A 14,328-nucleotide genomic window follows, 5' to 3' on the forward strand; every position below is an offset into this window, starting at 1 on the left:
TCTTGACGGGAACGCCGCCGCATTCGCATCCGCCGCCGCAGCCGTTGCTGGATAGCCGAGCCGCGCTTCCAGGCGCCCGCTCGGCTGATCCTCGTGATCCGGAACAACTCGTTGGCCTTGGCCATGCAGTCGCGACCGCCCGCCGCCCCGCCGTTTTACGTGCGGTGCTTCGCCGCCGGCCGTGACGCCGTTCGCTTCCAGAATATCCAGCACGGAGAAAATAGCATGTATTTGCCCCAGCCCGCCGACCGCCATCTCCCGGATTCCATGCCCCAGCCGTCGTTTCCCGCCGGCGCGGGCAACTCCTGTCCCATCCCCGGCTTTCGCAGCGTGCCGCGCACGGGCGTCATCCATGTCATGCACCGCGCCCAGGCGCTCGGCTTCACGTCCGAGCATCCGGAGTGGGCCAACCTGGGCCAGGGCGCCCCGTCCACTTCCGGGTTGCCCGATGCCCCCCGACGCATCGCCTGCGTCGAGTGCGCCCCCTGCGAACAGGAGTACGCGCCGGTCGCCGGCCGGCAGGATCTGCGCATGAAGGTGGCCGAATTTTACAACCACTTCCACCGCCAGGGAAAGCGTTCCAAGTACACCTGGCGCAACGTCTGCATCGCGCCGGGCGGACGGGCGGCGCTCACCCGCGTGGCCGCGGCGCTCGGCAACATCAATCTCGGCCATTTCATTCCGGACTACACGGCCTACGAGGAACTGCTGGCCGTATTTCGCTCCTTTACCCCGATCCCCATTCTCCTCGATCCCGCAACCGGCTACCGCATGGCGCCGTCCGTGCTGGAGCGCGAAATCGTCAGCCGGGGCCTCGGGGCGATCCTCACCTCCAATCCGTCCAACCCCACGGGCCGGCTGGTGGCCGGGGACGAACTGCGGCAGTGGGTGGAGCTTTCCAGAACGTACGATTGCGCCCTGATCATGGACGAGTTCTACTCCCATTATGTCTACGGCCGGGACGAGGCGCGGGTTTCGGCCGCGGCATTCGTGGAGGACGTGGACCAGGACCCGGTGATCGTGGTGGACGGCGTGACCAAGAACTGGCGCTATCCCGGCTGGCGGGTCGGCTGGATCGTGGGCCCGAGCCCGGTCATCGAGGCCGTGGCCAGCGCCGGGTCGTTTCTGGACGGCGGCGCGAACCATCCGCTGCAACGCGCGGCCATGGAGTTGCTTTCCCCGGAAGTGGCCGAACGGGAAATCGCGGCCATCAAGGCGGAGTTCGGCCACAAGCGGGACTACCTTGTGGGGGAGCTTCTCCGTCTGGGATTCGAGATCGAGGCCGAGCCGGCCGGAGGCTTTTACGTCTGGGCCAGCCTCAAGGGGCTGCCCGAGGTATTTCGCGACGCCATGGTCTTTTTCGAGAAGGCGCTGGCGGAAAAGGTCATTGTCGTGCCCGGGGCGTTTTTCGACGTGAATCCCGGGCGGCGGCGACCCCATTCCTGCTACAAGGACCACATCCGGCTGAGCTTCGGGCCGGACATGGAGGTGCTGCGACGCGGCGTGGCCGGACTGACCCGGATGCTTCGGGGCCAGGCCGTGGGCGCAAAGGACGCGAGAGGTAATGCCGAAGGCTTCTGATCCGCTGGCAAATATCCCTGACCTGCGATCACGGGAAGAAATTGTCTCCTGGTTGCAGGGTGAGGACGGCTACAGGAAAATACGGGAGATGCGGTTCTCCGATGCAGGGGAAGCTTTTTCCGTGACGTGGGACGAGGTGCATCCCCTTCCTTCGAAGGGGAATGCGGCGTCCCTGAATCGCTTCGTGTTGGCGCTGCTGCTGGCCGATTGGGCCTGTTACGCCGATGCGGCCGACCGCGAAGACTCTGCGCATTTACAGACGGTTGTCGCGACGTTTCCCAAAGGTTTTCGGTTGTGGATGGCCAGGGTGCGGGAACGGTGTGTCCCTGTCGGCTACACGGGCTTTCATCCCATCGCGAAGGAAACCTTTTCGCTGATGCGCGATGCTCCCGAGCGTATCACCAGCCGGACGCAAATCGCGCCGGAGCGGGCATCGACGGGCGCTCACAACTATTTTTATCTCTTCAACATCGGCATCGTGAAACAGTTTCATGGCACCAATGCGAGCCGGGCGCTGGTCAAGGTCCTGGCCAGGGATCTGGCCTCGACTCCCAAACGGGGCTTGGCCGCGATCGTCATTTCGCCGGACGGGAAACGGGTGGTCGAGCGGTTCGGGCTGCGCCAATCGGGCTTTATCACCCATGCCGGGCAGCGTGAACTTGCCTACGTCGGCGAAAGCGACGCCACGCAAAATTCCTGTCGCGCCTGATCCGCAGCAGCTGGTGGGAAATCTCCCGGGCCGTGGTCTGCATATCACCCCCCTGCGGCTGATGCGCCTTGTCGGAGTTTCTTTTTTTAACTCCTGCCGGATACTCTGAGAGCTTCCCCTCGACACAAAAACAGGCGGTCACCCGCAAGGAATGACCGCCTGTCAAACAACCAGACGTCGCTGCCCGTACTGAACCGATCAGGCCCGGCTTTTCACCCGTTGCACGGCAACCAGGGATTCGAGATTGAACTTCTTGACCCGGTAGCCCATCTGGCGCGGCGTGATGCCGAGTTCCCGGGCCGCCTTGTGCTGGATGCCGCCGCTGCGGCGCAGGGCGTCGATGATGACGGACTTCTCCAGGCTTTGCAGCGACGGGGAATTTTCGCCGCCCAGCTCGACCTCGTGGCTGCCCTCTTCCCGCGACGGAATGGTCAGATAGGGCCGGATGAGGTCGGCGTCGATCCGCTCTTTTTCAGCCAGAATCACCAGCCGTTCCACCAGGTTCTCCATCTCCCGGACATTGCCCGGCCAGTCGTATTGCTTGAGCACGGCCAGGGCCTCGGTGGAAAAGGTCAGCTTGCGGGCGTATTCCTTGGAGACCTTGTTGAGGAAATGGATAAGCAGGCTCGGGATGTCTTCCTTGCGGTCCCGAAGCGGCGGGGCGTTGAGCGGAAAAACGTTGAGCCGGTAGTAGAGATCGGGGCGAAACGACCCCTCCTCGGCCAACGCGGCCAGATCCTTGTTGGTGGCGGCCAGGATGCGCACGTCCGCCTGCCGGGTCTTGTTGCTGCCCAGGCGCTCGAACTCCTTGTCCTGGAGTACGCGCAGCAGCTTGGCCTGGAGCCCGAGCGGCAGTTCGCCGATCTCGTCGAGAAAAAGCGTGCCCTTGTTGGCCTCCTCGAACCGGCCGGGCTTGGTCTGGTCCGCCCCGGTGAACGCACCCTTTTCATAGCCGAAGAGTTCCGATTCCAGCAGGGTTTCCGGAATCGAGGCGCAGTTGACCTTGATGAAGGGATAGTCCTTGCGCTCGGAAAGATCGTGGATGATGCGGCCGATAAGCGTCTTGCCGGTGCCGGACTCGCCAAGGAGCAGCACCGTGGCCCGGGTCGGGGCGACCTTTTCGATCTGGCGCTGCACATCCTGCATGGCCAGACTCTTGCCGACGATATAGAGCCCCTGGGATTCCTGGGACAGCTTGTATTTGAGCGAGATGTTTTCCCGCTTGAGATTCTCGACCTTGGCCTCGTATTTCTGGTTGAGGCTCATGAACTGGGCAATGAGCGTGGCCACGACGGTCAGAAAAGCCACGTCCTCCCCGTAATCCACTTCGTCGCCGAAAAGCCGGTCCACGTTGAGCACGCCGATGGCCTGCCCGTGCAGGATGATCGGCACTCCGACAAAGGAGATCGTATGGCGCTCGATCTTACGCGACTGGGTTTTGTCCAGAAAAAGCGGCTCGTTGCGGATGTCCGGCACCACGTAGGGCTGGGCCGTCTGGAAAATGAGACCGGTGACGCCTTCGTCAAGGCCGTAGACGCCCCGCCGCTTCTCCTCGGCGGACAGCCCCTGGGAAACGCTGATGACAAGCTTGCCCGTGGAGCGGTCGACCAGGGTGATGGTGGCGCGCTTCATGGAAAGCGTTTCGGCCAGGATACGCAAAATATCCTGGAGCGACTGCTCGAGGTCGAGCGCCTTATCGATGATGCCGCTTATGGCGGAGAGGCAGGAGAGCTGGAGATTTAGCGTTTTTGAAGCCATCGGGTAAGTTCCGCCATCTGTGCGGTCACGGATTCGGGACCCGTGCCGCCGGGTCCGTTACGTCTGGCCACGGCGGTTTCATACCGCAGGGCCTCGAAAACATCAGCCTCCATGGCCGGTGAAAACACGCGCAATTCGTCAAGGGTCAATTCTTCGAGCGCCTTGCCCTTGGATTCGGCAAAGGCCACGGCATGGCCGGTGATGTGGTGGGCCTCCCGAAACGGAACACCCTTGGCCGCCAGATAATCCGCCAGCTCCGTGGCGTTGAGAAAGCCCTGGGTCAGGGCTTCGCGCATGCGCTCGGGACGAAAGGCCAGCGCGCCAAGCATCCCGGCCATGACCCGAAGCGAGGCCCGCACGGTGTCGTCGGCGTCGAAAAACGGCTCCTTGTCTTCCTGCAAGTCACGATTATACGTCAGCGGCAACCCCTTGACAACCGTAAGCAGCCCCATAAGCGAACCATACACCCGCCCCACCCGGCCGCGCATCAGTTCCGCCGCATCGGGATTTTTTTTCTGCGGCATGATGCTCGATCCCGTGGCGTAGGCATCGGGCAGCGCAACATAACCGAAACGCGGATTGGCCCAGAGAATGATCTCCTCGCAAAAGCGGCTCAGATGCGCCATGACCAGCGAAGCGCAAAAAAGGGACTCCAGCACGAAATCGCGGTCCGAGACGGCGTCCATGCTGTTGGCAAAGGCGTGGGAAAAGCCCACCGTCCGGGCCACCATGCCCGGATCGAGGGGATAGGTCGTGCCGGCCAGGGCCGCCGCGCCAAGGGGCGATACCTTGACTCTTTTGAGCGCATCCTCGGCCCGCTCGCAGTCGCGCCGCAGCATCCAGGCATAGGCCAGCAGATGATGGGCGAGGCTCACCGGCTGGGCCGGCTGCATATGTGTGCAGCCGGGCAGCAACGTGTCCTTGTGCTCCCCCGCCCGCTCCAGGAAGACGCCGACAAGCTCCCGCAAAAGCTTGGTCCAAACCTCCAGGCTCTCGGCCACGTAGAGCCTGAAATCCAGCGCCACCTGGTCGTTGCGGCTGCGGCCGGTATGGAGCTTGCCGCCAAGGGGGCCGATGAGTTCGGTCAGACGCTGCTCCACATTCATGTGCACGTCCTCGAACTCCACCCGCCAGGGAAAGCCGCCAACCTCGATCTCGTCCAGCACCTGATCCAGGCCATACACAATGCGCTCGGCCTCATCCCCGGTCAAAACGCCGCGTTTGGCCAACATCCGGGCATGCGCCTTGGACCCGGCAATATCCTGCCGGTACATGCGGCGGTCATAGGAAACCGACTCGCTGTAGGCTTCCATCAAGGCCCCGGTACCTTCGCCAAACCGCCCGCCCCACATTTTGGTGGACATGGTGTGTATCCTCCGGAGGAGGGGAAGAGGAACCGGGGGAGGGAACCCCTTTTTTGCAAAAAAGGGGTTCCCTCCCCCGGACCCCCACCCTCCCCAAAAAATTCTCAACGGGGTTGTATAATCCCCTGGTCCTAACGTTCTTCCATGCGGCGCTTCGCCGCTGGCGCACCTTGTCGCCGCAATCGAGTCCGGCGTCGAGGGGCTTTTGCCCCTCGTGCCGCCGGGCCGATTGCGGCGACAAACGTCCGGAGTCCCGCTTCCCCGCCATGGTCTCGCCCGACCAAAGCCGAGAAGGGGGGACCGGGGGGCATCAAGCCCCCCGGCGGTGGGGTCCAGGGGAGGCAGAGCCTCCCCTGGCCGCCGGAGGCAATTCCTACTTCCCAAGCCCGCGCAGGCGCAAGCCGACCAGCTTGATGAAGCCGGACGCGTCGGCCTGGTTGTAGATCTCGTCCTTTTCGAAGGTGGCGAGCTTGGGGTTGTAGAGGCTGTTGGGCGACTTGCGGCCGACCGGGTAGGCTTGGCCCTTGTAAAGCTTGACGCGCACGGTGCCGGTGACGCGGTCGGAGGCTTCGTCGATCATGGCTTGCAGGGCCTTGCGTTCCGGGCCGTACCAGAAGCCGTTGTAGACCATCTCGGCGTACTTGGGGATCAACCCATCGCGCAGGTGCATGACCTCGCGGTCGAGGCAGATGCCTTCGAGGTCGCGCTTGGCGATATGCAGGATGGTGCCGCCCGGGGTCTCGTAGACGCCGCGCGACTTCATGCCGACGAAGCGGTTTTCGACCATGTCGATGCGGCCGATGCCGTGCTTGCCGCCAAGGGTGTTGAGCAGCTTGATGAGCGACGCCGGCGAAAGCTTTTCGCCGTCAACGGCCACCGGGTCGCCGTGTTCGAAATCGATGGCGATGACGTCCGGGGTATCCGGGGCTTTCTCCACGGGCACGGTGAGGAGGTAGGTGTCGGGGCCGGGCTCGTTCCAGGGATCTTCCAGCTCGCCACCCTCGAAGCTTAGGTGCAGCAGATTGCGGTCCATGCTGTGGTCCGAGCCTTTCTTGTCCGAGGGGACGGGGATGCCGTTTTCCTTGGCGAAATTGATAAGGTCGGTGCGCGAGGCGAAATCCCATTCGCGCCAGGGGGCGATGGTGCGCAGATCGGGGGCCAAAACGCCGGTGGTCAGCTCGAAGCGGACCTGGTCGTTGCCCTTGCCCGTGGCGCCGTGGGCCACGGCCTGGGCGCCTTCGGCCCGGGCCACCTCGACCAGGCGCTTGGCGATAAGCGGCCGGGCGATGGAGGTGCCGAGCAGGTAGCGGCCTTCGTAGATGGCCCCGGCCCGCAGCATGGGGAAGATGAAGTCCTTGGCGAATTCCTCGCGCAGGTCGTCGATGTAGGCCTTGGACGCGCCGGTGCGCAGGGCCTTTTCCTCCAGGCCGTCGAGTTCCTCTTCCTGGCCCAGGTCGCAGGTGACGGTGATGACCTCGCAGTCATACGTCTTCTTGATCCATTTGAGGATGACGGAGGTGTCGAGACCGCCGGAATAGGCGAGGACGACTTTCTTGATGGCGCTCATGGCTCGTTCCTTCTTGCGGGGCTATTTCCCCTTGGTGAAAATCCATTCGAGAATGGCTTTCTGCACGTGGAGACGATTTTCGGCTTCGTCCCAGACCACGGAATGGGGTCCTTCCATGACGGAATCGGTGATTTCCTCCCCGCGATGGGCGGGCAGGCAGTGGAGCACCTTGGCATCGGGTTTGGCCAGGGCGAGAAGCGCGTCGTTTATCTGGAACCCGTCGAAGGCCTTGGCCCGGATGGCCTGTTCCGATTCCTGGCCCATGGAGGCCCAGACGTCGGTATAAAGGTAGTCCGCGCCCTTGGCCGCTTCGGTCGGATCGTTGACCACGGCCACGTCGGCCCCTTCGTCCCGGGCGCGTGCGACCACGGCGGGATCGGGCTCGTAGCCCTTGGGCGCGGCCACGACCACGCGGATGGGGAAGCGGGCGGCGGCGTTGATAAGCGAATGGGCGATGTTGTTGCCGTCGCCGACAAAGGCCAGGGTGAGCCCTTGCAGGCGGCCGGAGTGCTCGCGCATGGTGAGCAGGTCGGCCATGATCTGGCAGGGATGGTATTCGTCGGACAGGGCGTTGACCACGGGGATGGAGCCGGCCGCGGCCAGTTCCTCGAGCTTGTGGTGGCCGAAGGTTCGCACGATCAGACAGTCGGCGTAGCGGGACAGCACCCGGGCGGTGTCGCGGATGGGTTCGTCGCGGCCGAGCTGGGAATCGTTTTGGGTCATGAAAATGGGCCAGCCGCCGAGATGGCGCACGGCGACCTCGAAGGAGACGCGGGTGCGGGTGGAGGCCTTTTCAAAGACGAGGATGCAGGTTTTGCCGTCGAGCAGGCCCGAGCGGTAATCGGCGGCCTTCATGGTGGCGGCCCTGTCGAGCAGGGCGGCGGCCTCTTGCTTGGAGAAGTCCAGAATGGTCAGGAAGTGTTGGGGCATGACGTTATCCTTGCGACGCGACTTGCCATAAATTGTAGAAAAGGCAATATATAGTCTTATCCGCCAGGTATTGTAAAGGGCCTGGACGCCACATCGCTGTTCCGGATGCGTTGACCCGGCCGCCGTCAAGGTGGTAGCAAAACCCCATGCTGACACATCCCATCCGTCGCCGGGCCGCCTGTCCGGCCGGGCGCGGAAACACGGGCCCGTCGGCCCATAATCCAGGCGGGAGGATGCACTCATGAAGGCAATGCGCACGGTGTGCCTGTTGGTTGGCTTCTCGGCCCTTGTGGCTCTGTCGGGATGCGTGGTCGCGGCCGGTCCCACGGTGTACGTGCCGTCGCCGCCGCCCGTCTGCCCGGACGGCTACTACTGGTCGCCGGGATACGGCTGCGTGCCCGCGCCCGTCATGGTCGCTCCAAGCGTCGTCTACGCCCAGGTCAATACCCAGTACCTGAGCCTTCGGTCCTGTCCGACGACCAAGTGCGGCATCCTGGCCTCGCTTGACCTCGGCGAGCAGGTCCAGGTGCTTTACCACCAGGGCGGCTGGACCCATGTTTTCGTCCCCACCCGGGGGCTTGAAGGCTGGGTCGCCACCAAGTACATCGATTAAAAGCGTTTTCTTGTCGTGCGGCGGTCGGCCAGCCAGGTCGTCCGCCGCAGCGCCCCCCTCCGTCTGGACAAAGCGCCGCGCCGGCTCTATAGGTAGCCGGATGCGATATTTCCCGTCGACTGCCGCCTGCCGGCGCATCCTTCGGATCTCCGAACGCCTTTTTACCGCCACAACGCCGGTTCGGGTCGCCGCCTTTCGTCACGCCCCGACCCCGGCTGCAAACGAATTGCCCCGGGCCGAGGCCAACTGACGGCTTCCGGCGGACAGCCCCATCCCTAACTCCCGAGCACAGTCAAGGCCCATGAGCTGGAAAAAAGCCTGCCTGATTTTTTATATCGCCCTGCTGGTGACGGCCGTGGCCAACATTGAAAAGGTGTCGGTGTGGGTCGATGAGCGGCTGGCCGACGGCCCCGCCCCCGGAGTGGCCCGCGAGGTGCGCCACGTGCGCAACCTCTGGCGCGAGACCGGTCTGGCCACCGTCTCCCGCAAAATGGACTGCGCCCTGGCGCCTTTTTTCGACGAGACCTACAAAAACACCCTGGCCTGTCGCGACGAACCGGCCACGGCCAAGGCGGCCCAGGCCCTGCATGACCGCCTGGACCCCAACCAGCCGGTGATCAAAAGCGACATCCCGGTGGACACGGCCGGACTGCTGGCCGCCCTGGCCCCGCCACGACCGCCGGTAACGGATACCGGGGCGGCCGGCGACGCGAGCACCACCCAGTCGGGCGCGCCCTCCGCGGGACAGCCGGAAGGTCCCCAGTTGACGGCCGCCAAGCTGCAAGCCCCCCGCAGGATGCTGGTGGTGGGCGATTCCCTGGCCATCGGCCTGTCCCTGTCCCTGCGCCGATCCGTGGCCGAATTCGACGGCATGGAACTTTTCGAGGAAGGCAAGGTGTCAAGCGGCCTGGCCAATCCCAAGTATTACGACTGGAGCAGGGCGCTGCGCGTCTTTCTCGACAAGTACAAACCCGACGTTGTGGTTGTCATGATGGGGGCCAACGACGCCAAGTACATCAACATCAACGAAAAGCCCCGGGCGCCCGGAAGCACGAACAAGACCTGGCCCGAGGTCTTCGCCATGCGCCTGGAAAATCTTTTGAGCGCCTTGCAGGACAAAGGCATCCGCAATTACTGGATCGGGCTGCCCATCATGGGCGATCCGGCCTTTGCCAAGCAGGTCCAGGTCATGAACGGGATACTCAAGACCGAGTGCGCCAAATACAGCGCCAGCCGTTTTCTCGACACCTGGAATCTGCTCACCGACGCCCAGGGCAATTACTCGACGTTTCTGCCCAACGAAAAGGGCGTCAAGATCAAGGTGCGGGCCAACGACAAGGTGCATTTCACCGTGGCCGGGGGCGACATCCTGGCCCAATCCTTCCTGGCCGCCCTGGCCAAGGACATGGAACTTCGGCCCAAGAAATCCGATGCGACCAATACAACGGCTTCCAACAAGCCATGACCCTTGCGCCAAGGCGCCAAACACCGGTTCAGCCCACGCCCGCCGTGGCGGGAAGGGGCGCATTCTCCCGCTGCTTTTGGCCTGTGCCTTGTGTTTCATGGCCGTCTCCTGCAAAGGCGAAAGCGGGGAGACGACCCAGCCCGACAGCGTGCTGACCCCGTCGGACCTCTTTTTCCGACGCGCCCCCAAACCGCCCCACGCCTCCCCCCTGCGGGTGCTCGTCGTCGGCGATTCGCTCTCGATCAGCCTCGGCGAGCAGATGGAACACGCCCTCGCCGGCGCGGTGGGCATCGACTACACCCGCGACGGCACGCGCTCGACCGGGCTGACCAGACCCGAGCTCCTCGACTGGCCGGCCAGGCTGCGCGAACGCGTTGCCGGCGATCCGCCGGACGTGGTGGTCATCATGATCGGGGCCAACGACGTCATGCCCGTGGAAGGGCCGGACGGCAGCCGCGTGTTCTTCGACAACCCCGCCTGGCCCGAGGCCTATGCCGCCAAGGCGCGCGAGCTGGTGGCCATCTGCCGCGCGGCCAATCCCCACGTCCGGGTCTATTGGGTGGGGGTGCCGGCCATGGGCGAGGCCGAACTGGCCAAGGGCGCGATCCAGGTCAACGCGGCGCTTTCGTCCATGTGCGCCGCCACGCCGGGCTGCCGTTTCATCGACACCCACGCGGCCTTCAGCGATCCCGACGGCCACTACAGCCGCCACGGCCGCGACGGCGCGACCGGCGAGCACCTGACCCTGCGCACGGCCGACGGCGTGCATATGACGGAAGCCGGGGCCAGGCTCCTCGGCGGCGTCGTCCTGGCCGGCATCGCCAAGCGGGAACATCTGCCCCCCATCGCCGGCGTGGACGAACTGCGCGCTTACGCCCGGGACGTCCACCCCACCCCCGACCAGACCGCCGCCGCGGAGCCGCAGGCGAAACCCAAAAAGACCAAGGCCAGGCCGTCCGGCAAGGTCTATACGGTGAAAAAAGGGGACACCCTTCGCCTCATCGCCCGCCGACTGGGGATTTCCGCCGACGATCTCATGGAAATCAATCCCAAGGTGGAAGCCACCCGCCTGTCGCTCGGGCAGTCCCTGCGACTGCCGGTCAAACGCTGACACGGAGAAAGACTCTCCCCCGCTCCGCTTTAGGCCCTAGGACGCACTCTTGCCACAGGCCCGCGCAAGCGCCGCGGCCAGGGCCTCCTGGTCCACGGGCTTGGACACGTAGTCGTCCATGCCGGCGGCCAGCAGGTTTTCCTTGTCCCCGGCCATGGCGTGGGCCGTCATGGCGATGACCGGGATGGGATTTTGCCCGGCATCCCGGGTTCTCTCCCGGATGCGCGCCGTGGCCTTGACGCCGTCCAGGACCGGCATGCCCACATCCATGAAGATGCAGTCGGGGCGTATGGTCAAGGCAAGCTCCACGGCCTCCTGACCATTGCGGGCCACGGTCACGACATGGCCGAGCTTTTCCAGCATGCGGCTGATGCCCATGGCGTTTATGGCGTCGTCCTCGGCGACCAGAACGCGCACGCCGGTTGCCGTCCCCGGCGCGGCGGCGGTCGGGAGGGCTCGGCTCTCGTCGCCCTGCGCCCGCGGCTGTACGAGCGGCAGGGCGCACACGCAGCGCGTGCCCCGGCCGACCTCGCTTTCCACGCTGATGGTTCCCTGCATCAGGTCGAGCAGACGGCGCACGATGGCAAGGCCGAGTCCCGCCCCCTGGAAGCGCCGGGAAAACGACCGCTCCACCTGGTGAAAGGCCTCGAAGACCCGCTCCAGTTCCGATTCGGGAATGCCGACCCCGGTATCGGTCACAGCAAAAAACACGCTGCCGTAGCCCGAGGCATTGGCCGGACCGGCCCAAACCTCGAGGCGTACGCCGCCGGCTTTGGTGAATTTCACGGCGTTGCCGACCAGATTGTAGAGGACCTGGCGCACCCGGCCCTCGTCGCCGAAAAGGACCTCGGGCACGCCCGGGGCGACTTCCGTGCCCCAATCGATTCCCGCCTCGCGGCAAATCGGCATGAACGCCGCGGTCACCGCGGACAGAAGGTCCGCCAGTCGAAACGGTTCGGGGAGCAAGGTGAGCTTGCCGGATTCCACCCGGGACAGGTCGAGGATGTCGCCCAGAAGACGCGTCAGCCGGCGGCAGGAAATCAGGGCGGCGTGTACGTATTCATGCTGTTCGGGCGTGAGGCTGGTCGTGGCGAGCAGTTGGGTCATGCCCTGAATGCCGTTTAAGGGGGTGCGCAGCTCATGACTCATGTTGGCCAGAAACTCGCTTTTGACCCGGCTGGCGCGTTCCGCCGCCTCCTTGGCCGCAAGCAACGCGGCCGCATCGCGCCGCCTGGCCACCATCCGCCAAACAGTGTCCAGGAACAGGGAGATGGAGCGCATGTCGGAGGCATCGTAGGGTTCCCGCTTGCCGGCGACGACCAGCATCGCCACCACCCTCTCGTCCGAAACGATGGGCACGCACACCGTCTCGCCGTCACTGCCCGCCTTCCCCGCAGGTACGACCACGGGACGGCGCGTCGCCAGCGCCTCGGACCATTGCCCCGGAACATGCCGCTCAAAAAAACCATCCGGTCGATGGCGCAGGCACTGCGCATCGCATGCCTCGGCCACCCGCGACAGCCGACCGTCCGCTTCGTCCTGCAAAAAAATGCAGCCGAACCGGCTCCCGGTCAGCCGCCTGACCTCTTCCACGGCATGGACAAGCAGTTCGTCGAGGTCAGCCGCCTCCATCTGGGTTACGGCAAAAAGGCTTTGCATCCGGGCTTCCCCCAGGCGCAGGCGCTCTTCGTCGCGCTTGCGCTCGGTGATGTCCCGGAAAAAGACCAGCGCCCCGTCCTTGCCGTCCCAGGCGACAGGGACCGCGGCCACTTCGGCCAAAAACGCCTCCCCGTCCAGGCGCAGCATGGTTTCCTCGACCAAGGGCGCGGCACGCCTGTTGACATTGAGGTCATGGATACGCGCGCGCGCCCGGTCCTGGTCGTGAATGGCGACCCGATCCAGCGCCGCCGTACCGATCAAGGCTTCGGGCGTATCCGCGCCCAGAAAGCTGCGGGCCTGGGGATTGGCGTAGGCAAAAACGCCATCGGTCTGCACGAAAACGCCGCTTGGGGCATGCTCCACGAGCTGGCGAAACCGTGTTTCGCTTTCGATCAGGCGATGTTGGGCCTCCAGGCGGTCCGTGACATCGATGATCACGGAATACAGCAGCTCCCGCCCCATGAGGCGGATTGGTCCGGCATTGACCTCGACCTCCCGGATACGTCCGTCGGCCAGACGGTGGCGGAAGTTGAAGGTCGTGGCCCGCCGGGTCGTTGCGGTTTCCATGGCTGCCTTCACGGCATCAGGCGGCAGCGTGTTGATCTCATGCATTCTTTTCTGCCGGATCTCCTCGCGCGTCCAACCGTAATAGGCGCAGGCCGAGGGATTGGCGTCGACCACGGCGCCGGACTCCGGGTCGATCAGCAGCATGACGGCATGGTTGTTTTCAAAAAGGCTCTGATAGCGCGATTCGCTCTCGGCAAGGTGCAGGACAAGCTGGTTCCGGGCCAGCCGACGCACCATGAGCAGACCCAGGCCAGCCGTCACCAACGGATAAACAAGCAGCACCGGCAAGGTGACGCGGCGAAGCGTCATCAGCGCATAATGGCCCGGCAACAGCAGCATGCAGGCCAACATGGCCACATGCACGACAAGGCCGAAAACATAGAGTTCCCCAAGCCCCAACCCGGCCAGCCGGTCCTTGCGCCATTGCCGCCAGGCCAATCCGATCAGGCCCGAGGCGATGCTGACCGCAACGCCCGCATACAGGCCGACGCCGCCTTGCCCCAGACGCAGGCAGGCCACCATGACCGTGGCCAGGGCCGTGGGCACGAAACCGAAAAAGAGCCCGGTCACGCCGAGCAGGATGGATCGGGTATCGAAGAAAAGCCCGGGGCGCAGCTCCCAGGGGTTGAGCATCACGGCCATGGCGATGACGCCCAGGCAAAGCCCCATCAGGACGCGCCGGGGAAACGAGGCGTGCACCGCTTCGGCCCTGGTGAACGAATCGTAGAGAAAAGCCAACACGAGCAGCAAGGCCGCATTGTTGGCGAGGCCAAGGAGCATGCTTTTGGGGAAAAATTCCATGGATGCTCCTTGCCGGGGCATGAAGGATGTCCACCCGATTGCTGCGCCTGCCTGACGTGGAAGTCTCCACGTTCGCCGTATCACCCACGTTGCGGCCAAAAGCGACTATCGCCGCGTTGTTCCCCGTGTCGTCTCCTTGAAACTAGTGCAGACGAATTTTAAAGGCAACATCTTTAAATAATTATTTTTTATCAAAGACAGTC

The 14,328-nt window shown here is 64.3% G+C and carries 10 protein-coding genes; 5 read left to right on the top strand and 5 right to left on the bottom strand.

All coding sequences use genetic code 11. The annotated features are described in order from the left end of the window. Positions 1 to 225 precede the first annotated feature (225 nt). On the top strand, positions 226 to 1,581 hold the full coding sequence (locus K9F62_17485) for a pyridoxal phosphate-dependent aminotransferase (protein ID UJX40471.1): 1,356 nt from the start codon (positions 226 to 228) through the stop codon (positions 1,579 to 1,581). Continuing rightward, positions 1,565 to 2,290 (top strand): hypothetical protein, encoded by a 726-nt coding sequence (locus tag K9F62_17490; protein ID UJX40472.1) that lies wholly within the window; start codon positions 1,565 to 1,567, stop codon positions 2,288 to 2,290. The genes K9F62_17485 and K9F62_17490 overlap by 17 nt, the downstream gene beginning before the upstream one ends. Before the next feature lie 198 nt (positions 2,291 to 2,488). Here K9F62_17490 and K9F62_17495 read toward each other — a convergent pair whose 3' ends face one another. The 4 genes from K9F62_17495 to argF all read right to left on the bottom strand — a co-directional run bounded on the left by K9F62_17495 (position 2,489) and on the right by argF (position 7,909). Then, entirely contained in the window at positions 2,489 to 4,048 is a 1,560-nt protein-coding gene (locus K9F62_17495; protein UJX40473.1) for a sigma 54-interacting transcriptional regulator, read from the bottom strand. Then, positions 4,030 to 5,412 carry an argininosuccinate lyase gene (gene argH, locus K9F62_17500; protein ID UJX40474.1) on the bottom strand — a complete coding sequence of 461 codons (1,383 nt, stop codon included), beginning with the start codon at positions 5,410 to 5,412 and terminating at the stop codon, positions 4,030 to 4,032. The genes K9F62_17495 and argH overlap by 19 nt, the downstream gene beginning before the upstream one ends. 373 nt (positions 5,413 to 5,785) lie before the next feature. Next, on the bottom strand, positions 5,786 to 6,979 hold the full coding sequence (locus K9F62_17505) for an argininosuccinate synthase (GenBank protein ID UJX40475.1): 1,194 nt from the start codon (positions 6,977 to 6,979) through the stop codon (positions 5,786 to 5,788). A 21-nt stretch (positions 6,980 to 7,000) separates the two neighbouring features. Then, a complete protein-coding gene (gene argF / locus K9F62_17510; protein ID UJX40476.1) occupies positions 7,001 to 7,909 on the bottom strand; it encodes an ornithine carbamoyltransferase in 909 nt (302 codons plus the stop codon). Between the two features lie 241 nt (positions 7,910 to 8,150). On the opposite strand from argF, the gene K9F62_17515 reads away from it, so the two are divergent. From K9F62_17515 to K9F62_17525, 3 genes are all read left to right on the top strand, one after another. Beyond that, positions 8,151 to 8,522: an SH3 domain-containing protein gene (locus K9F62_17515; protein ID UJX40477.1), complete on the top strand. Its 372-nt coding sequence runs from the start codon at positions 8,151 to 8,153 to the stop codon at positions 8,520 to 8,522. Positions 8,523 to 8,823: 301 nt separating this feature from the next. After that, positions 8,824 to 9,987, top strand: coding sequence for a DUF459 domain-containing protein (locus K9F62_17520; GenBank protein UJX40478.1), 1,164 nt, complete (start codon positions 8,824 to 8,826; stop codon positions 9,985 to 9,987). After that, positions 9,953 to 11,098, top strand: coding sequence for a DUF459 domain-containing protein (locus tag K9F62_17525; GenBank protein ID UJX40479.1), 1,146 nt, complete (start codon positions 9,953 to 9,955; stop codon positions 11,096 to 11,098). Before K9F62_17520 ends, K9F62_17525 begins: the two co-directional genes overlap by 35 nt. Before the next feature lie 36 nt (positions 11,099 to 11,134). Here K9F62_17525 and K9F62_17530 read toward each other — a convergent pair whose 3' ends face one another. Then, a complete protein-coding gene (locus K9F62_17530; protein ID UJX40480.1) occupies positions 11,135 to 14,125 on the bottom strand; it encodes a PAS domain S-box protein in 2,991 nt (996 codons plus the stop codon). Positions 14,126 to 14,328: the final 203 nt, after the last annotated feature.

The sequence above is a fragment of the Desulfovibrio sp. JY genome, from assembly GCA_021730285.1.
GTDB lineage: Bacteria > Desulfobacterota > Desulfovibrionia > Desulfovibrionales > Desulfovibrionaceae > Solidesulfovibrio.

Excerpts from the sequence above, each read along its gene's own strand:
- K9F62_17485 (UJX40471.1), top strand. The coding sequence starts at position 226 with ATGTATTTGCCCCAGCCCGCCGACCGCCATCTCCCGGATTCCATGCCC.
- K9F62_17490 (UJX40472.1), top strand. The coding sequence starts at position 1,565 with ATGCCGAAGGCTTCTGATCCGCTGGCAAATATCCCTGACCTGCGATCA.
- K9F62_17495 (UJX40473.1), bottom strand. The coding sequence starts at position 4,048 with ATGGCTTCAAAAACGCTAAATCTCCAGCTCTCCTGCCTCTCCGCCATA.
- argH (UJX40474.1), bottom strand. The coding sequence starts at position 5,412 with ATGTCCACCAAAATGTGGGGCGGGCGGTTTGGCGAAGGTACCGGGGCC.
- K9F62_17505 (UJX40475.1), bottom strand. The coding sequence starts at position 6,979 with ATGAGCGCCATCAAGAAAGTCGTCCTCGCCTATTCCGGCGGTCTCGAC.
- argF (UJX40476.1), bottom strand. The coding sequence starts at position 7,909 with ATGCCCCAACACTTCCTGACCATTCTGGACTTCTCCAAGCAAGAGGCC.
- K9F62_17515 (UJX40477.1), top strand. The coding sequence starts at position 8,151 with ATGAAGGCAATGCGCACGGTGTGCCTGTTGGTTGGCTTCTCGGCCCTT.
- K9F62_17520 (UJX40478.1), top strand. The coding sequence starts at position 8,824 with ATGAGCTGGAAAAAAGCCTGCCTGATTTTTTATATCGCCCTGCTGGTG.
- K9F62_17525 (UJX40479.1), top strand. The coding sequence starts at position 9,953 with ATGCGACCAATACAACGGCTTCCAACAAGCCATGACCCTTGCGCCAAG.
- K9F62_17530 (UJX40480.1), bottom strand. The coding sequence starts at position 14,125 with ATGGAATTTTTCCCCAAAAGCATGCTCCTTGGCCTCGCCAACAATGCG.